This is a genomic window from Pedobacter sp. ASV28 (assembly GCF_016428855.1).
GTDB lineage: Bacteria > Bacteroidota > Bacteroidia > Sphingobacteriales > Sphingobacteriaceae > Pedobacter.
This window is the reverse complement of sequence record NZ_JAELTN010000004.1, coordinates 63,209-83,154: the sequence shown is the minus strand read 5'-3', so window position 1 is coordinate 83,154 and position 19,946 is coordinate 63,209. Positions and strand designations below refer to the sequence as shown.

Sequence of the window (19,946 nt, the reverse complement as noted above, 5' to 3'; positions counted from 1 at the left end):
GAAAATTGGAATAATTTATGGGTTGTTGATCTTGTAAGGTATGGTGTTTTTGAATTTTATTGCTAAATTCAAGAATGAACTTTTCTGAAGATTTTTTACATTTTATCTGGCAGTTTAGGTTGTATGATCAAAATCATCTCACTACAACAAGCGGAGAAACTATCCAGGTGCTTAACTGTGGAATACCCAATAAAGACGCTGGTCCAGATTTTTCTACTGCAAAATTATTGATTGGAGATACCGTATGGGTAGGAAATATAGAGGTTCATTTAAAATCTTCAGATTGGAATTTGCATCGCCATCAGCATGATCGTGCCTATGATAATGTGATCTTACATGTGGTTTTTGAGGATAATGAAGCTATCTATCGTACAGATGGAACTTTATTGCCCGTATTGTCCTTAAAATACAGGATAGATAGGCAATTATATGATAACTATCAGCAACTTCTTTATTCGGCTAGTAGTTTTCCCTGTGAACGTCAACTGGGTGATGTGGATGAGTTTATTGTCAATGGTTTTTTATCAAGGGTATTGGTAGAACGCTTGGAACAAAGATCAAATGAAGTTTATCAGCAGTTGAATGGATTAAATGGCGATTGGGATGAAACCTTTTACCGTTTCATGGCCAAAAGCTTTGGATTTAAGATCAATGCGCTGCCCATGCAAATGTTGGCCCAGTCGTTGCCTCAGCAATTATTTGCCAAACATAAGGATCAGCCTTTATATATCGAGGCTTTGCTGTTTGGACAGGCTGGTTTTCTTAACCAACCTTTTCAAGAGGACTATCCAGATCAACTTAAAAAAGAATACCGGTTCTTAGCCAAAAAATATACTTTAACACCTATTGATATTTCTTTGTGGAAGTTTCTGAGAATACGTCCACAAAATTTCGCAACCTTAAGGTTAGCACAATTTGCAGCACTTATTTCGGCTTCCAATCATTTGTTTTCCAAAGTTCTTTCCATTAAAAATGTAAAAGAACTGCGCCAATTGTTTGAAGAGCTGCCGGTAAATCCATTTTGGAAAACACATTATCATTTTAATAAAATGGCCGATAAGGTAGAGCTACAGTTGGGCCGGTCTTCTGTAGATGGCATTCTGGTCAATACCGTTAGTTTATTTCTATTTGCCTATGGCAAATACACTGGGCAAGCTAATTTTCAAACTAGGGCTTTTTATCTGCTGGAAAGTTTGGCTTCAGAAAAAAATGCGATCATTAAGTCTTATGAACAGGTAGGGTTAAAGATAAATACAGCTTATCAGAGCCAGGCCTTATTACAATTGAGGAAAAATTATTGCAATGAAAAGAAATGTCTGAATTGTGGTATAGGTTTGAAGATTTTGAAAAGATAGTCAATTCAAAATGATTTAGGAAGGCTATGCAAATGCATGGAAAATTTTAAAAAATTAGATAAGAACTCATTATTAACTTATTTTTGTAAATTAGTATAACTAATTACAAGAGGTATGTTTCAGCGAATAGTTACGTTTTTTGAACAACGAAGTTTTGGTGTATCCGCATATTTGGCCAATAAACTTGATATGAGCACGGCAAAAGTACGTTTGTTTTTTATCTATTCCTCGTTTTTGGCCGTAGGCTTCCCTATATTATTCTACATCTTGGCAGCCATTGTTTTGGATATCAGAACCTATATGAAAAAAGTAAGATTAAGGGTTTGGGAGTAGTTGAGTGCTGTGTTACCGGTAAAATAGCATAAATGCAGATCTATTAAAACTTTTTGATGTTAGTTAGGTCCTCGTAACTTTCAAGCTTTAACTCGTTACCAATTAATCATCGTCCCTTAAAATTTCGGCAATTTCATGAAACCCTTTTTCTGCGGCTAAATCTGCAGGTAATTTACCACCTTCCATTCTTAAGCCCACTTCTGCTCCATGTTCCAATAGTAAGATGATCATTTCAATATTGCCCAGTTGTGCTGCAGTATGTAATGGCGCTACTCCAGATTTTTGACAAACATTAGGGTAGGCACCGGCATCTAGCAATATTTTGGACATGTTGTAATTATTATTGGCTACTGCCGAATGAATGGGGAAAACATTAAAACCATTTTTACTAGGGAGGTTTACGTCAGCTCCTTTTAATACCAGAAATCTGGCAATTTCCTCGTGCCCAAAATAACAGGCCAGTCCCAAGGGAGTGAAACCATCTACAGAGTATTCGTTTACTGCCTTATGATCTTTAAAGACCAATAGTGTAAGTTCATCAAATTTACCAATGGCACAAGCATCAAAAATGCTTAATTGTGGCATAAACTCAGCAATAACATTGGCAATTTCCATTTTTTTATAATAGCAGGCCAATAGCATCGGTGAAATTTGATGCGAAGTATTTTGAACAGCCAATTGCGGTTTTTGCGATAATAGTGCCACTATTTCTTCCAATTGGTTGTTTTCTATTAAAGTCTCGAGCTGCGTAATGTCCATTTTTAAGGTAAGTTTTCGCTGGTAGGTTAAAATAACGAAAATAAATTAACATTTTTAAAAGAAAAATCCTGTTCAGCTTAACTAAACAGGATCAAAACTAAAATAAAAAACTGTACACTAAATTAATTGCTTTGAACTTTTGACCTTCATTAGCAAGAATGGTTTAAAAAATGATTCTCAAATTCTGTTTTTTTGTCTACAGCTCTTCTTCACATACCTAATGGAATTAAAGTAACGTTAATGCTAAACAAGGAAGGCTTCTCTGATAGAAATCTATAGGCTGTTATTTTCAGAAGAATGTCAATGGAGTTTCTTTTGATGGTAGGCTTGCTATATAAATGTGGAGGGCACTTGCCTAAAACCAATAAAAAATAAGGTAAAAGTTCTGGCAGCAAGAGAAATTTAAACAGTTTCTTATATTTGTTCATTAAAAATATTTAAACGATACGATGTCGGCAAGGGGAAATCAATTTAAGTCTAATTCATTTAAACAAAATACTGAATTGCCTAAGGGTGCTCAGAAAGCAAGCTCAAACAGGGAACCCCGCGTTAAAACCGAGATTTTACCAAAGTTTAATTTGCAGGATGGAAGGTTGTTTAAGATTATTGGACTGTTTTTCATTATTTTATCCATTTATTTTCTGGTCGCTTTTACTTCTTATATATTCACTTGGGAAGAAGACCAGAGCTATGTGATCGATGCCAATGGCGGATGGGGCAATTTATTTAAAACGGTAGATGAATTAAAACATAATGGCGTAGAAGACCCCATTGTACAGAATTGGTTGGGAAAAATAGGTGCCTTGTTATCACATCAGTTCATTTATGAATGGTTTGGTGTAGCCTCTTTTCTTTTTGTTTTTGTATTTTTTGTAATTGGCTATCGCCTATTGTTCAAAGTGAAGATCTTTTCCATAGAAAAGGTGTTGGCCTATAGTTTTTTCTTCTTGATGTTTATCTCGTTGGCTTTTGGTTTTGGCCATTCCTTTCTGGCGAAGACACCACATTTTCTGGAAGGGGAATTTGGCTTTTGGACCAATAGGCTTTTGGTTGCCCAAATAGGCCAGACAGGGGTAGGTGGTTTACTGGTGTTTTTGGGTTTAAGCGTACTGATTATTGCCTATAATATAGATTTTAAACTTCCACAAAAAGAGGCTGTGCCAAATCCTAGAAGGATCATAGAACCTGAAATACCTGAAAATATTCCATTGGAAGAAGAACAAAGGTCTGAACCCGTAGAGTTTAGCCTGAACGATAAATATAGGGATCAACAGAAACGAGAACAGCATATCGTTTTAACACCCAGCAGATTCGATAGGAAGGAGGAAGAAGAGAAAATAGTGGTAGAAGGTCCATTGGCGACCAATGTATTGCTTACGCCAACGGTAAGTCCGGTTGTTGCCACAGCGGCGGCAAGCTTAATTCCAGAAATGGAAATTACCCCTCCTCCAGTGGTAGAGAAATCAGTTGAACCTGCTTTTACAATAGAAAAAACAGAAGAAGAGGTGAAGTCGGAAGAATTGGTTGAGCAATTTGGAAATTATGATCCTACCCTAGACCTATCGGGCTATAAATACCCTCATTTAGAATTATTGGAAAATTATGGCTCTAATAAGATTTCTGTAAATTCAGATGAATTGGAAGCCAATAAGAATAAGATTGTAGAGACCTTAAACCACTACAATATTGAAATTGATAAAATTAAGGCCACCATTGGACCAACGGTAACTTTATATGAAATTATTCCAGCTCCAGGTGTGCGTATCTCTAAAATTAAAAACCTGGAAGATGACATTGCCCTAAGTTTGGCTGCTCTGGGCATTCGTATCATTGCACCAATGCCTGGTAAGGGAACTATCGGCATTGAGGTGCCGAATTCGCATCCAGAAATGGTGGCCATGCGGAGTGTATTGGCTACCGAAAAATTCCAGCAATCTACCATGGATTTGCCCATTGCTTTGGGCAAGACCATTAGTAATGAGGTTTACATTGCCGATTTGGCGAAAATGCCCCACCTATTGGTTGCAGGTGCTACAGGTCAAGGTAAGTCCGTAGGGATCAATTCCATTTTGGTTTCTTTGCTTTATAAAAAGCATCCATCACAATTGAAGTTTGTATTGGTAGATCCTAAAAAAGTAGAGTTAACCCTATTCAATAAAATAGAACGCCATTTCTTGGCTAAATTGCCCGGTGGCGAAGATGCCATCATTACCGACACCAAAAAGGTGGTACATACCTTAAATTCACTTTGTATTGAGATGGATCAACGTTACGATTTGTTGAAGGATGCAATGGTAAGAAATTTAAAGGAATACAATGAGAAGTTTATTAAGCGTAAGCTTAACCCAAATAATGGCCACCGTTTCTTGCCTTACATTGTGTTGGTGGTTGATGAGTTTGCCGATTTAATTATGACTGCCGGCAAGGAAGTGGAAACACCTATTGCCCGTTTAGCGCAATTGGCTCGTGCCATTGGTATCCATTTGGTACTGGCTACACAAAGACCATCTGTAAACGTAATAACCGGTACCATTAAAGCTAACTTCCCTGCCAGATTGGCGTTTCGGGTGCTGTCAAAAATAGACTCCCGTACCATTTTAGATAGTGGTGGTGCCGATCAATTGATTGGTAGAGGAGATATGCTTTTGGCTACTGGCAGTGACTTGATTAGGCTACAGTGTGCATTTGTAGATACACCGGAAGTCGATCGGATTTCCGACTTCATTGGTAACCAACGTGGTTATCCCGATGCTTATCTATTACCAGAGTATATTGATGAAAACGGTGAAGGAAGTACCAAAGACTTTGACCCAGATGACAAAGATCCATTATTTGAAGATGCAGCAAGGCTGATTGTTATGCACCAACAAGGCTCTACCTCGCTTATCCAACGTAAAATGAAATTGGGCTACAATAGAGCGGGTAGAATTATAGACCAATTAGAAGGCGCCGGCATTGTTGGTCCGTTTGAAGGAAGTAAAGCTCGTGAAGTTTTAATTTCAGATGAATATGCTTTGGAACAATTCTTGAGTAACCTTAATGGAAAACAATAAAAAACAGAAAAAATTTAGATAAAAGAGATAGAAGATGAAAAGATTCGCATTAATGTTTTTGACACTAGCCGTATTTAGCTCAGCAGTTTGCGCACAGAATGACCCCAAGGCAAAGGCCATCTTAGCTGAAGTAAGTAAAAAGTATCGTTCTTATGATGTGGTTAAAACAGAATTTAGCTTTACACTCGATAACAAACAGGCTAAGGTAAAGGAAACACAGCAAGGCACCTTATATGTAAAAGCAAACGCCAATAAGTATAAAGTAGCCATGACCAACCAAGATCTCATTAGCGATGGAAAAGTACAATGGACCTATTTAAAAAATGATAAAGAAGTGCAGATTTCGAATGTAGACCCTAGCGGAGAAGCATTGAACCCGGCCAAAATATTTACCATCTATGAAAAAGGTTTTAAATATATCTATACTGGAGAACAGAAAGTGGGTGCAAAGACTTATGAAATGATCGACCTTTCTCCTGTCGATATCAAGAAATCGGTATTTAAGGTACGTTTGAGTATTGACAAAGTGACCAAACAGATCGCCAATGTCGTGATTTTCGAAAAGAATGGGAATACCTATACCTACAATGTAAAAACATTCTCTCCAAATGTAAAAGTGCCAGAAGCTACCTTTGCTTTCGACACGAAAAAATACCCAGGAGTAGAAGTGGTAGATTTACGATAATATAAAATAGAAAGATATCTTGAAAAGGTTTAGGCGAATGGCTTAAACCTTTTTTATTTTATCAATTTTTAGGTATTATTGCCTTATCGGTTGTTGGCTTTACAGGAGAGATCAATACATCCATTAATTAGAACAGTTTTGAGGATAACTTTTTTAGGTACGGGTACATCACAGGGCATTCCAGTAATTGGTTGTAGCTGTGTAGTTTGTCAATCTACCGATAAAAGAGATAAACGCCTAAGGGTTTCGGTACTGGTCGAGACAGCAGACAAAACCATTGTGATCGATAGTGGCCCCGATTTTCGCTATCAGATGTTAAGGGCGGGGGTAAAAGACCTCGACGCCATTTTGTATACCCACGAGCATAAAGATCATATTGCAGGCCTTGACGACATCAGACCCTTTAATTACATCTTAAAGAAACGTATAGATATTTATGCTACAGAAAGGGTAGAAGAAGCTTTAAAACGGGAATTTCAGTATATATTTTCGGAAGTTAAATATCATGGCTTGCCCCAAATTAATTTACATATCATAAATACCGAAAGCTTTAATATAGGTAATACGAAGATTGTTCCTATAGAGGTGATGCATTACAAACTTCCTATATTGGGTTATAGAATAGGCGATTTTACCTACATTACCGATGCCAAGACGATTAGTGATGAATCGTTGGAAAAGATGAAGGGAACAAAGGTATTGGTGTTAAATGCCTTGCAGAAGGAGAACCATATTTCTCACCTGACTTTTGACGAGGCCATTGAAATGGCCGAAAAAATAGGAGCGGAAACTACTTATTTCACACACATCAGCCATAACTTGGGCCTACATGCTGAAGTTGAAAAAGAATTACCGCCAAATATTAAATTAGCTTTTGATGGTTTGACATTTGAGTTAGATTGATATCTTTGCAGCATAAATACCCGGGTGGCGAAATTGGTAGACGCACCATCTTGAGGGGGTGGCGCTGGCAACGGCGTGGCAGTTCGAATCTGCTTCCGGGTACACTTTTAAAATAGCTAGCATATTGATTGTTAGCTATTTTTGTTTTAAAAATCTTTCTGTTCAAAGTATTTTTGCCGTACTTTTTTTTAAAAAAAAAAACTGATTTTTCAGTTTTCAAACACTTCAAAATCGTAGATTTTAGATATTTTTATTGTTTTTTGCATTATTGGCTACCAATTCATTAAGGTTTGGCCTGTTGTTCATTAAAAATAAATTGATCTCTGCTAACATGAGCAGGCCAGCTTAGAACTTTTTTCAGTTTTGTCTCAAGTTTTTACAATTTCGGCCATGATTTGAGTTGTCGATTTGATGAACTTTTCGTAAATGTTGGGTTTGGAACGAAATAGATTGGCTACTTTTACTGGAATCCATAGCGGAATATCCGTGAGGAACTTGAAAAGAACGGATTTGCCAATGTCGGTATATTAAGCTATGCGGCAAAATATGCCAACTCATTCTACGGACCGTTCAGAAGTGCTCTGGACCGCGCTCCAAAAGACGAAATGGAGATTCCGAAAGATAAAAAAAACTATCAGATGGATTTCCACAATTCCAGGGAAGTAATGAACGAAGTGTTTAAAGACATTGAAGAAGGAGCGGATATCATCATGATCAAGCCTGGACTTCCTTACCTTGATATTTTCACCAAGGTTCTTGAAGCGATTGACCTTTCAGTTGCGTTATATAACGTGAGTGGGGGAATATGCGATGGTAAAAGCAGCCGCAAAAGAAGACTAGCTGGATAACGATAGAACGATCATTGAAAGTCTAACGTGCATCAAAAGAGCTGGAGCAGATATGATTTTTACTTATTTCGCCAAAGAAGCCGCCATGATTTTAAACGGATAGTTAGTAAAGTGGGCTTGCAATTTTCATATTAGCAAGAGAAACCATGAGAAATGAAGTGTAACTGTCGGGCTTTTGGTGCAACAACTATTCTTATATCATCTTGGAAGTATCATAGGAAATCATTTTACTCTAATTAAATTTAGATCACCAAAATCGAAACTAAAGTCAATGGATGGTGAAATGCCTTTCATGTTGAAAGATTGCGCCTTACCCTTTTCTTTAACAGAAAAAGTGGCAAATGCATCGCAATTCATATCCTGGTATTCCCATTTAATGGCAAAGGTATTTGCGTTATAGAAATACATTGGGCCATTTAATTTTGGTGAACGCAAACTTTTAATCCAAAGTTGTTTGCCCTTCATAAAAACCTCCATTTTTCCAAACCATTTATCTTCATACATACCCATGTAATCCTCGTTTTTAATTTTGGTATGTTGCATGGAATCTACTTTTTCCCAGACCTTCTTTGTTACTTCATCAACATTACTTACATTTTTCATAAGATTTCTTGCCCTGTTATCGATCCAATGGGCGTCGTCTAAGCCAAAATAGCTATCCGTAATTGCTCTCGAAACTGCAAAAGCAAGACTTCCTCCACCACTTTCTGTATTGGTTAACACTACAATACCTAAATTCAAATCTGGAACTAATGTTACTTGTGACAGCATACCTGGCAAACCTCCAGTATGCATAGCTACCAAATTCCCCTTTACATCGTTCAGGAACCAACCTAAACCATATCCGTTAAAATGGGTATTATACCGCTCAGATACATAGTTTGGTAAAACTGTTTGTATCGTCCACATTTTAGCACTGTTGGCTGTAGAGAACAAAGAAAATTTCAGGTCATTTCCATATTTGCCTTTGTTAAGCTGCATGATCATCCACTTGGACATATCATGTACATTTGAGTATATCCCCCCTGCCGGACCAATCATTCCAATATTGAAACGATTAATTGTTTTTAAAGTGCCTGTTGCTGTAGAGTGTGGTGTTGCAAGATTTTTTATTTCATTGATTAGAGAATCTCCAATAAACGAATTATTCATGTTTAAGGGTTGGAAGATGCGTTTTTGAATAAAATCTTCAAAGCTCATTTTACTTACTCTTTTAATAACTTCACCTGCAATAATATAGAGTAGATTGTCATAATTATATTTTGTTCTAAATGCCGAAACTGGTTTAAAATTCTGAAAAATGGTGGTGATATCTTTTACTGTGAAATCTGTTCCATCTGGAATAAATGTTAGATCACCAGCGCCAAGTGCAAGGCCACTTCTGTGAGTTAATAAATCTACAATATTAAAATTATCAGTTACATAAGCATTGTACATTTTAAATTCTGGGATGTAATCCTTTACCTTGTCGTCCCATTTTATTTTCCCCTCATCAACCAATATGGATAGGGCAGCTGTTGTAAATGCCTTGCTATTGGAAGCTATCTGAAAGTTCGTAAATTCTGTTGTTGGTTGTTTTGTATCAATCGAACTAAATCCATAGCCTTTTAGATGTATCACCCTCCCGTCTTTTACAACTGCTACTGCAGCTCCAGCTACTTTTAATTTGGTTATTGCTTCTTGCATAAGCGAATCGATCTTAAGAGAAGATAGCTGTGAAAAACTTTGTAGGCCAGTAAAAAGAATAGCAAAGGCGATAACTATTGTAAAAATTATTTTTTTCATAGTGGTTGGCTTTAATATTAAAATGTTGTTAGTTTATTACAGTATTACGATTAAATAATAAGTCTGCAGCAAAGTAACCGAGAAAAAAAACATCGAAATTGTAAAATTGTTACCAACTATGTAAAAAGCCAAACATTTTTATTTGCTGTGTTCACATTTTTAAAGAAAAGATTAGGATTGATTTCAGTAAGGGATTTAAAATCTTTAATAAGGTGAGACTGATCGAAAAAAGAATTTTCATATGACAGTTCAGTTAGATTTTTTAGATCTTTTTTATTGCTAATCGCGTTTCTGAATCTAAATATTTTTCTGTACTCAACTGGTGATTTGCCTAAGTTTTTCTGAACTATATTGTTTAAGTGTTTTCTAGAAATATGATGTTTTTTTGCAATGTCTTCGATTTTCATGTTGGATTCAATGTCTAATAAAATACTTTTCATAAATGCTAGGTCTTTCACTATCAGTTTTGATAGCCAATAATTTTCTAGCGCATCTATTTGTAAGGTTCTTTTATCGATATGAAAAATTTTATTCATCTCCGCTTTAAAATCTGAAAATTGCGGAATAAATTCTGTCATTTTTTTTTGAGAAAACATCGTTTCTAGGTTATCTACGAAATAATTAATGCCCAATGGTCTAAAATAAATGGTGATCTCTTTGCAGGGCTTGACGTAATGCACCGTTATTGGGTTTACATAACGATAGACAAAACTTGCATAGATGTGCTGAGTAGGGCAGGGCTCAATATAAATGGCATTCCTACCTAGCTGTACTTTAGCATTAAGGTTAACACTAACAATGCAGTAATTGTTGGGAAAAGTCATATATTCCTGATCAGCCTCAGTTCCATGATCACTCAAAAAATAGTAACCCTCTATATACTGTTTTAATCTATCGTTTTTTGGTATGTAAAAATGTGATTCCAACATGCTCATTTAAATAAATCCATAATAATAGACACGCAAAAAATCTTCATGTGACAACATCTATTGATTCCAAATTTTGCACGATGTGTATGTAGAACAATATTCATTTTATACCTCAGTTTTAGGTTCTAGAGATAATAAAAGCGATTTAAGTGTTTAAAGTACTCCTGCTTAACGGTACACTTTTAAAATAGCTAGCATGTTAATGGCTAGCTATTTGTTTTTTAAATGATTTTAAGGGGTATGTTCTGCTATTGTAGCTGTTTCTATAATTTTAGAACCATTTCCGGTTTCCACTATATAGGCGCTCAGCACTAAATCAAATTCGTGAAGATAAGCCTTGCTTATTTTTTGAATAAGCTGATCAATTTCTTCTTCTTTTATAATGTTGATCGTGCATCCTCCAAATCCGCCACCCATCATTCTGGCCCCTAAAACATCAGCTAAATCTTTAACTTGTTCTACCAAAAAATCTAACTCCTTGCAACTTACTTGGTAAGCTTTGCTTAAACCTTCGTGGGTTTCGAACATGAGTTTGCCCAGTTCGTCCAAATCTCCATCCTTCAAAGCTATAGCCGCTCTTTTTACGCGTGCTATTTCGGCCACTACGTAACTACATTTGGTATAGGTTTCGTTGTTTTTAGGTTTAACATACTCCAATAACATTTCTTCGGTTACATCTCTTAAATATTGTACCGAAGGGTAATGCACTTTAATCCATGCTACTCCCTGTTCACATTGTGCTCTTCTTTCATTATAAGCCGATTCACTAAGTGAGTGCTTTACATTGGTATTAAAAAGAACTAATTTGTAACCGTCCAATTTTAAGGGAATATATTCATGTGCTAATGACCTGCAATCTAACATCATCGCATAGTCTCGCTGGCCAAATACAGAGGCAAATTGGTCCATGATACCACAATTGACACCTGCAAATTCATGCTCGGCTTTTTGCGCAATAAGTGCCAGGTCCATTTTGGAAACCGCAAACTGATTAAGCTGCGCTAAGGCATAGGCTGTAGCACATTCTACAGCAGCAGAAGACGACAATCCAGCACCCAAAGGCACATTTCCATACATATAAAGATTGAAGCCGGAAAGTGGGAAATCACGTTTCAAAAAGCCATCAACTACACCGAGGATATAATTTGCCCAAGCCTTATCTGCTATTTTTACGTTGTTGATGTTGCCTGTATACTTTTCCTGATAGCTTTCGGAAAATAAATGTATTTCACTGTCGTCTCTTTTAGAAATGGCTACATAAACCGCCTTGTTAATTGCTGCGGGCATCACCAAACCACCATTGTAATCGGTATGTTCGCCTATAATATTGATACGTCCTGGCGACTTTACCAAAATAGGCTCGGCATCATAAATTTCTTTGAAAGCTTTTTTAAGTTGTAACGATTCCATGCTAGTATTTGTGTGATTTGCTTTTATAATGTTCGGCAGGTAATTCTTTTAAACGGGTCGCTGCGTATTCGGGGGTAATGTCGCGCTGTGGATTGGCCAACATTTCGTAACCCACCATAAATTTCTTAACGGTGGCCGAGCGTAGCAATGGGGGATAAAAATGCATGTGCCAATGCCATTCTGGATGATCTCCATTGTTTACCGGAGCTTGGTGCATTCCGGCCGAGTAAGGAAAAGAGGTTTCGAACAGGTTATCATACTTGGTGGTTAACACTTTGATGGCTTCGGCGAGCAACGTTTTTTTATTTTCGTTAAAAGCGCCAATTTGCTGTACATGCTTTTTGCTTATAATCATCGTTTCGTATGGCCATACCGCCCAAAAAGGAACCAATACCACAAAGGCATCGTTTTCGTAGACAATACGCTCTCTTTTTTCTAGTTCCATTTCTAGGTAATCTTTTAAAAGACTGCGCTTGTGAATGGCATAGTGCTTTTTCTGACGTTCACTTTCTTTGATGATTTCTACGGGCAAATCGCTTTGTGCCCAGATTTGTCCGTGTGGGTGTGGGTTGCTGCAGCCCATAATTTCGCCTTTATTTTCGAAAATCTGAATGTATTTTATCCAGTTATTGCTAGCCAAATTGGCATATTCTTTTTGCCATAAGTCTACCACCTTAGTAATTTCAGCTACACTTAATTCTGGTAGCGTAAGGTGATGTTTTGGACTAAAGCTGATCACTTTGCAGATCCCACGCTCATTCTTAGCGACCAGCAAATTATTTTCGTTGTAGCGACCAGCAGCTGTTTCTTCTAGTAAAGCTGAAAAATCGTTCTTGAAAACAAAGCTTTCCTTATAATCGGGATTGGTATCGCCATCAGCTCTGCTGTTGGTAGGGCATAGGTAGCACTTTGGGTCGTAACTTGGTCGGTTGTCTTGTGGTAAATCCTCTACCTTACCTTGCCATGGGCGCTTGGTTCTATGAGGTGAAACTAATACCCATTCTCCGGTAAGTATATTTAGCCTGCTATGGGGATTTTCTTTAAGGTTGTTCTGCCCTTCCATTTTATGATGAATTTGGTTAATTGGATTGGGCTAATCTACAGATAATTTATTAAAAGTCAATATGACTATTAATAAATGGCTAAGGTTTGTTAATTTTGAACAGATCAGAAGCCGTAGTAATTTAAACAAAACAAAAAATGATTGAATATTCTAGCCAACCACATTACCTTGTTGCAGTAGATTGTATTGTGTTTGGTTTTGAAGATGGGCGTTTAAAGCTGTTGTTGGTGAAGAGGGGTTTGCAGCCAGAAATAAATAAGTGGAGTTTAATAGGAGGCTTTGTTGGTCCAGAAGAAAGTACGGATGACGCTGCCATTAGGGTGTTGAAAAAAAACACTGGCCTGGACGGCATTTATTTAGAACAGTTCAAAGTCTATGGAAAGCCAGATCGTGATCCCATTGAAAGAACACTGTCTGTGGCTTATTTTGCCCTTATCGATATTCAAAAATATAGTAATCAGTTGAACACCTATTATCATGCGGAATGGTTTCCCATTAACGAGAGCCCGCAGTTAATATTTGACCACGATACGATGGTGGCCGATGCCAGAAAAAGATTACGCTATAAGGCAGCACTACATCCAGTATTATTTGAATTGCTTCCCAAAAAATTCACACTTCCGCAGTTGCAATTGCTGTTTGAGGAAGTTAACCACATGAAAATAGATACCGGGAATTTTAATAGGAAAATGAACTCCACCGGTTTACTGATCCGCTTACAAGAAAAGGATAAATCAAGCTCTAAAAAAGGCGCTTACTATTTCAAGTTAAATCATAAAAGATATGAATCTGATTTCCATTTGATCTTGAATTTGATTCCTGGTCTTAAACTAGATTTGTAGATCGTTAAAACTAAAAATTTCGCAATACATGCATTAAATCATAGATGTTTAGCATTTCTGTACAAATTTGAACCATTTCTGAACAAATTAGTACCCTAAGAAAATGGCTGTTTCTATACTTTCGTAACATAGTACTTTCAAGCAAATGGCGTAGGCTGTTTATGGGTACCTAAGAACTGTTTAGAAACTAACCAAATTAAATGTATGATTAAAATCACAAGAGCTCAATGGCCTTTCTTTGGTCTTTTCATGGCTCAATGTAATTTACAGCTAATACTCATTTGCGAAAGAAGCACTACTCGAACGCCGTATTTTATTTATAGGTTATCTCATTTGAACATTAGATGATGACTTGTAAGATGATCAGATCTGCTTTAATATTTTTTTCATGTCTTCCATTATTCGCACTCTCGCAAACTAGCTTTATTGTGAAGCAAGTAGAAAATAAGGTAGGTAAGATATTAATTGAACCCAAATACGATAGTGTATCTGTGTTGCGAAACCCCTTGAATGGTTGGGTAATGTATGCCGCACGCAGTGCTGATGAATCTTATTGGGATACTGAATATTTTGTGCCAGAATTCAATAAAAAAGTAAAAGCAATTGATTACGCTTCTGCTTGTTACCTGCGTACAAGTTGGTCTTCACTAAATCCAAAAGATGGTGTTTATGCTTGGAATGATCCAAAATCTAAGATTGGAAAACTGATAAAAGGCGCACAAAAAAGAGGTTTGCCCATTGCTTTCCGTATTGTGGTAGATGGGCGAGATCAAGGACAAAATACCCCACAATTTGTATTTGATGCGGGTGCTAAGTATTATGTAGAAAATCCAGAGAAACCTGACAGGCAAACACCTTATCCACAAGATCCGGTTTTCAGAAAATATTATACCAAGTTTATCGAAGCATTTGCCAAAGAATTTAACGATCCAGACCGCGCCTCATTTATTGATGCTTATGGCTTAGGCAAATGGGGCGAGGCACATCATGTGGTTTACGAAGATCCCAAAACGACAACTTCAGAAAATATAGAGAAATTGAAAGAAGAAGTGTTGGATTGGGTAACCGATCTATATGCCCGAACTTTTACAAAAGTGCCATTGGTCATCAACTATCACCGTTTGGTTGGCCATCCAGAAAGTTGGGCACCAGCAAACCCGAATAGCGAAAGATTACTAGAAAAGGCGATAGCAAAAGGATATAGTTTAAGACATGATGCTTTTGGAATGACGGGGTATTATCAACAATGGGAAAAAGATTTTGCCAAGAAATGGAATTTCAAACGTCCTGTTATTATGGAAGGTGGCTGGATCACTTCTCGTACACATCGTTATTGGATAGATCCAAGTGGTAAATATAGGGAAGGACATGCTGAAGACGTTAGGAAGGGGGAATATGAAGCTTCGGCAGAGGCACATGTAAATATGATGGATTTTCGTTCGGGAGATACCGATTCGTGGTTCGAAAAGGCGTTTCCTTTAGTACGGGGTTTCATATCTGAAGGTGGGTATCGTTTATATCCAGATCAGATCAATCTTCCAAATCAAATGAAGTCTAGAGAAACGGCTGTAATTACCCATCGTTGGAATAACATGGGTTGGGGATATTTTCCCAATAACATTCCGCAATGGAACTATAAATACAAAGTGGCCTTTGCCTTATTGGATGAAGAAAATAAAGCAAGGCAAATTTTTGTAGATAAAGAAAGTGAGCCTTCTAACTGGTTAAAAGATAATCCAGTATCTTACGATTTAAAAACCACTGTAGATCTTCCGAGGGGAAACTATTCTTGGGCGGTAGCTATCGTTGATACGACTAATGAAAACCAACCAGCCATAAAGTTAGCTGTTGAAGGAGTGGCGACTGTAGATGGATGGATAAGGCTTAATGATCTTCAGGTACAATAATGCTATAATTAAGAAAATGAGAAGAATATTTTTAGTGCTATCTGTTTTTATCCCAGTTTTTTCAGCTTATGGACAAAGTGACTGTTACAGTCGATTGGAGAAAGATACCCTAGTAGTGGGGAATAAATGGATAGAAAGGAAATTTCTTTGGAATAAGGGTAATCTGATTACTTATAGTTTAACTGATAAATCTACAAAACAAACTTGGTTGAACAGGTTAAAAACTGCCGATTTTCAGATTGCCAAAGATGCTGTTACCTCAAATGGAACCTATACTTCAAAGGAAATTAAAGAAACTGCTATTCATCCCCATTATTTAGCTGTAGAAGTAAACGTTTCGTTGGGGAACTTAGCGATCAAAAAAGTATATCGAGTTGATGAGGATAGTTCTGTAATTGCTTGTGATATCTATTTAAAAGGGAGTACGGAATTAGCATTGGATAGCAAAGTAATTAATGCCGCAGATAGGAAAAATATTGAGTTTACAGAGGATATGAAATCTCAGCAAATGACGGCCATATTAGATCAGATCAAGTTGGACGGCTTCCATTGGCAAACTAAAATTGTAGAGTTTTTCGACGTTACCGATTGGAATAATAACCTGATACAGGAAAAAAATATTATTCCTTACCGTAAAACCAATTATAGGGGTAATTTACTGGTAGCACACAATAACGAGAACAATAAGGGCTTTTTCTTCCTGAAAGAAGCCCCAACTTCTAGTGTACAGTTGGCTTACCAAGGCTATGATTTCACTACCGATTTTGGGCACTTTACCATAAGCGGTTTGGGATTAACTGCGAAAGATATTAAAGCGGAAGAATGGACTAAAGCCTACAGTAGCGTAATTGGCGTGTACAGTGGAGGTGAGTTACAACAGCTAACCGCATTGCGTAAATACCAAAAAAACATCCGTAAGTTATTGCCAAAACGTGATGAGATGGTGATGATGAACACTTGGGGAGATCGAAGTCAAGATTCTAAGGTAAATGAGAAATTCAGTTTGTTGGAAGTAGAGAGAGCCGCAGAATTGGGCATTTCACATTTTCAGATAGACGATGGCTGGCAAGTTGGCAAAAGCCCAAATTCGGCATTGGCTAAGGGTTCTTTTAAAAATATTTGGGATAATCCTGATTACTGGAAACCTGATCCCGCAAAATATCCAAGAGGTTTGCATCCAGTCGTAAAACGAGGTAAAGAATTAGGTGTGGAGATTTGTCTTTGGTTTAACCCAAGTGTACAAAATGATTATGCCGATTGGGAAAAAGATGTCAATGCTTTAGTGGGTTTGTACAAAGAATACGGTATCCGCACCTTTAAAATAGATGGTTTAGCCATTCCAACCAAGCAATCGGAAATTAATCTCAGAAGGTTATTTGATGGTGTATTGGAAAAAACCAATAATGAAGTGGTGTTTAACCTAGATGCCACGGCTGGTCGCAGGGCAGGTTATTATACATTCAACGAGTATGGAAACATTTTTTTGGAAAACCGTTACACCGATTGGCAGAACTACTATCCTTATTGGACCTTGCGCAACCTTTGGCAGTTGGCTAAATACGTGCCTGCCGAAAAATTGCAAATCGAATTTTTAAATAAATGGCGAAATGCAGATAAGTACGGCAACGACATTTTTGCGCCGAACAACTATTCTTTCGACTATTTATTTGCGACGACCATGGCAGGGCAACCTTTGGCCTGGTTTGAAGGTACAGGTTTGCCCAGCAAAGCGCTAAAGATCAAAGGGCTGATTAAAGCCTACCGAAAAATTCAGCACGATTTTCATACTGGAACTATTTTACCTATTGGCGATGAACCTTCGGGCAGGTCTTGGACGGGTTTTCAATCGCTAAACGGTAATCAAGGTTACTTCATTTTTTATAGAGAAAACACAGTAGGAGCAGTGGGTTCGGTGAAAACTTGGTTGCCAACTGGAACCAAAGTGAAATGTACCCCTCTTCTAGGAAACGGAAAGACAATGAATACGACTATTGCTAAAAATGGCACCATCGAAGTTACACTCCCAAAAATAAATGATTTCGTGATGTACCGTTACGAAATCACCAAATGAGACGAAAAAATATGAGAACTATCCTTACTATATTTTTACTAGCCCTTACCATCAGCTCTTGGGGACAAAAAAAATATCAATTAAAATCTCCCGATGGGAAATTGGTAGCTACTATTTCTGTGAATGACAAAATTAGCTATGTGGTCACACATCAAGGAGATACCATCCTCAAACCTTCTGCCTTTAACATGAGCTTAGCAAACGGTGTGACTTGGGGCAAAGGCTCGCAACTAAAAAGTGCAAAACCAACTACGCTCCATCAGCAGGTTAACGCGCTGTTTTATAAAAGAAATCAAATTGACGACCATTACAACGAACTTATTTTAAGCTTCAAAGAGAACTTCAACCTCATTTTTAGAGCTTATAACGAAGGTATCGCTTACCGATTTGTATCCACAGGCGATAAAGCGATCATAGTCAAAAATGAAGAAGCTGTTTTCAATTTCTCTAGAGATTTCAATGCTTATGTGCCTTATGTAAAAGGAAAATTTAAAGATATCGAAAGTCAGTATTTCAACTCTTTTGAAAACGAATATACTTATACGCCGCTGAGTAAAATCAGTGCAGATAAGTTGGCTTTCTCGCCTTTGGTGGTGAGTTTAGACAAGGGTAAAAAGGTTTGTTTAGCAGAGGCCGATTTAGAAGGCTACCCAGGCATGTACCTGACCAATACCAATGGATCTACCTCATTGCAATCTAATTTTGCCCCTTATCCTATGGCAACTCAACAAGGCGGTCATAATGAGCTGCAGCAATTGGTTACTTCCCGTCAACCTTATTTGGCCAAAAGTAAGGCCAAAGCTAAATTTCCTTGGCGTATTGTGATGGTTTCTACCAGCGATAAGCAATTGGCCGATAATGATATGGTCTACAAATTGGCGGCCCCATCAAGAGTGGCAGATGCTTCTTGGGTTAAGCCAGGAAAGGTAGCTTGGGAATGGTGGAACCACTGGGGAATTTCTAATGTTGATTTTGAGGCAGGTGTAAATACGGAAACTTATCAAGCTTATATCGATTTTGCCTCTAAAAATGGCATTGAGTACGTAATTCTAGATGAAGGTTGGGCGGTGAACAAAAAAGCCGATCTATTCCAGGTAGTACCAGAAATAGACTTGAAAAAACTGATCGCTCATGCGAAAGCTAAACATGTAGGTATCATTCTTTGGGCGGGTTATTACGCTTTTGAAAGAGATTTGGAGAAAGTGTGCAAGCACTATTCTGGAATGGGTGTGAAGGGCTTCAAGATTGATTTCATGGACCGTGATGACCAACAAATGGTAGATTTCCATTACCGTGCGGCAGAAGTAGCGGCTAAATACAAATTGATGCTAGATTTCCATGGCACTTATAAACCAACGGGTATCAACAGAACGTATCCAAACGTAATCAACTTCGAGGCGGTACACGGCTTAGAGCAACTCAAGTGGACTGGACCAGAGTTAGATCAGGTCACTTATGATGTTACTATGCCTTTTATCCGAATGGTAGCTGGCCCTATTGATTACACCCAAGGGGCCATGCGTAATGCGACCAAAAGAACTCATCGTGGTATCAATGATGAACCGATGAGCCAAGGTACTCGTTGTCGCCAGTTGGCACAATATGTCATTTTCGAATCGCCCTTGAATATGTTGTGCGATAGCCCAACCAATTATGAAAAAGAGCAGGAATGCACCGATTTTATTTCGGCCGTCCCAACGGTTTGGGATCAGACAATCGCCTTAGACGGAGAGATTGGAAAATACATCGCTATGGCCCGTAAAAAGGCAGAAACATGGTACGTAGGCACAATGACCAATTGGGATGCCCGCCAATTGGTATTGGATTTGTCTTTCTTGGGTGAAGGAAATTATATGGCGGAGCTGTACAGAGATGGTGCAAATGCCAATCGTATAGCTTCTGATTATAAAAAAGAAACGATCTCCATTCCTGCCGACCGCAAAGTGAGCCTTTCTATGGCTAAAGGTGGCGGTGTAGCCATGAAAATTTACAAGAAATAACAC

The 19,946-nt window shown here is 37.7% G+C and carries 16 protein-coding genes and 1 tRNA gene; 12 read left to right on the top strand and 5 right to left on the bottom strand.

Annotated features, from left to right (window positions below; all coding sequences use genetic code 11):
- The first annotated feature begins 74 nt into the window (after window positions 1-74).
- Together JHD79_RS02505 and JHD79_RS02500 are read left to right on the top strand one after the other, a co-directional pair.
- The gene (locus JHD79_RS02505) at window positions 75-1,355 is read left to right on the top strand and encodes a DUF2851 family protein (protein ID WP_199117517.1); all 1,281 of its coding nucleotides are present in this window, start codon (window positions 75-77) and stop codon (window positions 1,353-1,355) included.
- Between the two features lie 114 nt (window positions 1,356-1,469).
- The gene (locus JHD79_RS02500; RefSeq protein ID WP_199117516.1) at window positions 1,470-1,688 is read left to right on the top strand and encodes a PspC family transcriptional regulator; all 219 of its coding nucleotides are present in this window, start codon (window positions 1,470-1,472) and stop codon (window positions 1,686-1,688) included.
- Window positions 1,689-1,790: 102 nt separating this feature from the next.
- Here the strand turns inward: JHD79_RS02500 and JHD79_RS02495 are convergent, their stop codons facing one another.
- Window positions 1,791-2,447, bottom strand: coding sequence for an ankyrin repeat domain-containing protein (locus tag JHD79_RS02495; RefSeq protein WP_199117515.1), 657 nt, complete (start codon window positions 2,445-2,447; stop codon window positions 1,791-1,793).
- 449 nt (window positions 2,448-2,896) lie between these two features.
- On the opposite strand from JHD79_RS02495, the gene JHD79_RS02490 reads away from it, so the two are divergent.
- The 6 genes from JHD79_RS02490 to JHD79_RS23100 all read left to right on the top strand — a co-directional run bounded on the left by JHD79_RS02490 (window position 2,897) and on the right by JHD79_RS23100 (window position 8,039).
- Window positions 2,897-5,500 (top strand): DNA translocase FtsK, encoded by a 2,604-nt coding sequence (locus JHD79_RS02490; RefSeq protein ID WP_199117514.1) that lies wholly within the window; start codon window positions 2,897-2,899, stop codon window positions 5,498-5,500.
- Between the two features lie 34 nt (window positions 5,501-5,534).
- A complete protein-coding gene (locus JHD79_RS02485; protein ID WP_199117513.1) occupies window positions 5,535-6,185 on the top strand; it encodes an outer membrane lipoprotein carrier protein LolA in 651 nt (216 codons plus the stop codon).
- 138 nt (window positions 6,186-6,323) lie between these two features.
- Window positions 6,324-7,088, top strand: a complete 765-nt coding sequence (locus JHD79_RS02480; protein WP_199117512.1) for an MBL fold metallo-hydrolase — start codon at window positions 6,324-6,326, stop codon at window positions 7,086-7,088.
- Window positions 7,089-7,106: 18 nt separating this feature from the next.
- Window positions 7,107-7,190: transfer RNA gene (locus JHD79_RS02475), tRNA-Leu, on the top strand.
- 380 nt (window positions 7,191-7,570) lie between these two features.
- Complete coding sequence (locus JHD79_RS02470) at window positions 7,571-7,936, top strand: hypothetical protein (protein WP_199117560.1); 366 nt, start codon at window positions 7,571-7,573, stop codon at window positions 7,934-7,936.
- Window positions 7,929-8,039: a hypothetical protein gene (locus tag JHD79_RS23100; RefSeq protein ID WP_199117559.1), complete on the top strand. Its 111-nt coding sequence runs from the start codon at window positions 7,929-7,931 to the stop codon at window positions 8,037-8,039. Before JHD79_RS02470 ends, JHD79_RS23100 begins: the two co-directional genes overlap by 8 nt.
- Window positions 8,040-8,158: 119 nt before the next feature.
- Here JHD79_RS23100 and JHD79_RS02460 read toward each other — a convergent pair whose 3' ends face one another.
- The 4 genes from JHD79_RS02460 to JHD79_RS02445 all read right to left on the bottom strand — a co-directional run bounded on the left by JHD79_RS02460 (window position 8,159) and on the right by JHD79_RS02445 (window position 13,123).
- On the bottom strand, window positions 8,159-9,721 hold the full coding sequence (locus JHD79_RS02460; protein WP_199117511.1) for a serine hydrolase: 1,563 nt from the start codon (window positions 9,719-9,721) through the stop codon (window positions 8,159-8,161).
- Window positions 9,722-9,837: 116 nt separating this feature from the next.
- A complete protein-coding gene (locus JHD79_RS02455) occupies window positions 9,838-10,650 on the bottom strand; it encodes an AraC family transcriptional regulator (RefSeq protein WP_199117510.1) in 813 nt (270 codons plus the stop codon).
- Between the two features lie 231 nt (window positions 10,651-10,881).
- Window positions 10,882-12,060 carry a galactokinase gene (locus tag JHD79_RS02450; protein ID WP_199117509.1) on the bottom strand — a complete coding sequence of 393 codons (1,179 nt, stop codon included), beginning with the start codon at window positions 12,058-12,060 and terminating at the stop codon, window positions 10,882-10,884.
- 1 nt (window position 12,061) lies between these two features.
- Complete coding sequence (locus tag JHD79_RS02445) at window positions 12,062-13,123, bottom strand: UDP-glucose--hexose-1-phosphate uridylyltransferase (protein WP_199117508.1); 1,062 nt, start codon at window positions 13,121-13,123, stop codon at window positions 12,062-12,064.
- 137 nt (window positions 13,124-13,260) lie between these two features.
- Here JHD79_RS02445 and JHD79_RS02440 point away from each other — a divergent pair, with 137 nt between their 5' ends.
- From JHD79_RS02440 to JHD79_RS02425, 4 genes are all read left to right on the top strand, one after another.
- Window positions 13,261-13,965 (top strand): NUDIX domain-containing protein, encoded by a 705-nt coding sequence (locus JHD79_RS02440; protein ID WP_199117507.1) that lies wholly within the window; start codon window positions 13,261-13,263, stop codon window positions 13,963-13,965.
- A gap of 428 nt (window positions 13,966-14,393) precedes the next feature.
- Window positions 14,394-15,872, top strand: coding sequence for a DUF4832 domain-containing protein (locus JHD79_RS02435; protein WP_370583300.1), 1,479 nt, complete (start codon window positions 14,394-14,396; stop codon window positions 15,870-15,872).
- A gap of 16 nt (window positions 15,873-15,888) precedes the next feature.
- Entirely contained in the window at window positions 15,889-17,943 is a 2,055-nt protein-coding gene (locus JHD79_RS02430; protein WP_233164528.1) for an alpha-galactosidase, read from the top strand.
- Between the two features lie 11 nt (window positions 17,944-17,954).
- Window positions 17,955-19,943 carry a glycoside hydrolase family 97 protein gene (locus JHD79_RS02425; RefSeq protein WP_199117505.1) on the top strand — a complete coding sequence of 663 codons (1,989 nt, stop codon included), beginning with the start codon at window positions 17,955-17,957 and terminating at the stop codon, window positions 19,941-19,943.
- Window positions 19,944-19,946: the final 3 nt, after the last annotated feature.

What these genes read in the sequence shown, in the direction of transcription:
- JHD79_RS02505 (WP_199117517.1), top strand. Translation starts at nt 75, where the DNA reads ATGAACTTTTCTGAAGATTTTTTACATTTTATCTGGCAGTTTAGGTTG.
- JHD79_RS02455 (WP_199117510.1), bottom strand. Translation starts at nt 10,650, where the DNA reads ATGTTGGAATCACATTTTTACATACCAAAAAACGATAGATTAAAACAG.
- JHD79_RS02450 (WP_199117509.1), bottom strand. Translation starts at nt 12,060, where the DNA reads ATGGAATCGTTACAACTTAAAAAAGCTTTCAAAGAAATTTATGATGCC.
- JHD79_RS02485 (WP_199117513.1), top strand. Translation starts at nt 5,535, where the DNA reads ATGAAAAGATTCGCATTAATGTTTTTGACACTAGCCGTATTTAGCTCA.
- JHD79_RS02440 (WP_199117507.1), top strand. Translation starts at nt 13,261, where the DNA reads ATGATTGAATATTCTAGCCAACCACATTACCTTGTTGCAGTAGATTGT.
- JHD79_RS02430 (WP_233164528.1), top strand. Translation starts at nt 15,889, where the DNA reads ATGAGAAGAATATTTTTAGTGCTATCTGTTTTTATCCCAGTTTTTTCA.
- JHD79_RS02490 (WP_199117514.1), top strand. Translation starts at nt 2,897, where the DNA reads ATGTCGGCAAGGGGAAATCAATTTAAGTCTAATTCATTTAAACAAAAT.
- JHD79_RS02445 (WP_199117508.1), bottom strand. Translation starts at nt 13,123, where the DNA reads ATGGAAGGGCAGAACAACCTTAAAGAAAATCCCCATAGCAGGCTAAAT.
- JHD79_RS02460 (WP_199117511.1), bottom strand. Translation starts at nt 9,721, where the DNA reads ATGAAAAAAATAATTTTTACAATAGTTATCGCCTTTGCTATTCTTTTT.
- JHD79_RS02495 (WP_199117515.1), bottom strand. Translation starts at nt 2,447, where the DNA reads ATGGACATTACGCAGCTCGAGACTTTAATAGAAAACAACCAATTGGAA.
- JHD79_RS02425 (WP_199117505.1), top strand. Translation starts at nt 17,955, where the DNA reads ATGAGAACTATCCTTACTATATTTTTACTAGCCCTTACCATCAGCTCT.
- JHD79_RS02500 (WP_199117516.1), top strand. Translation starts at nt 1,470, where the DNA reads ATGTTTCAGCGAATAGTTACGTTTTTTGAACAACGAAGTTTTGGTGTA.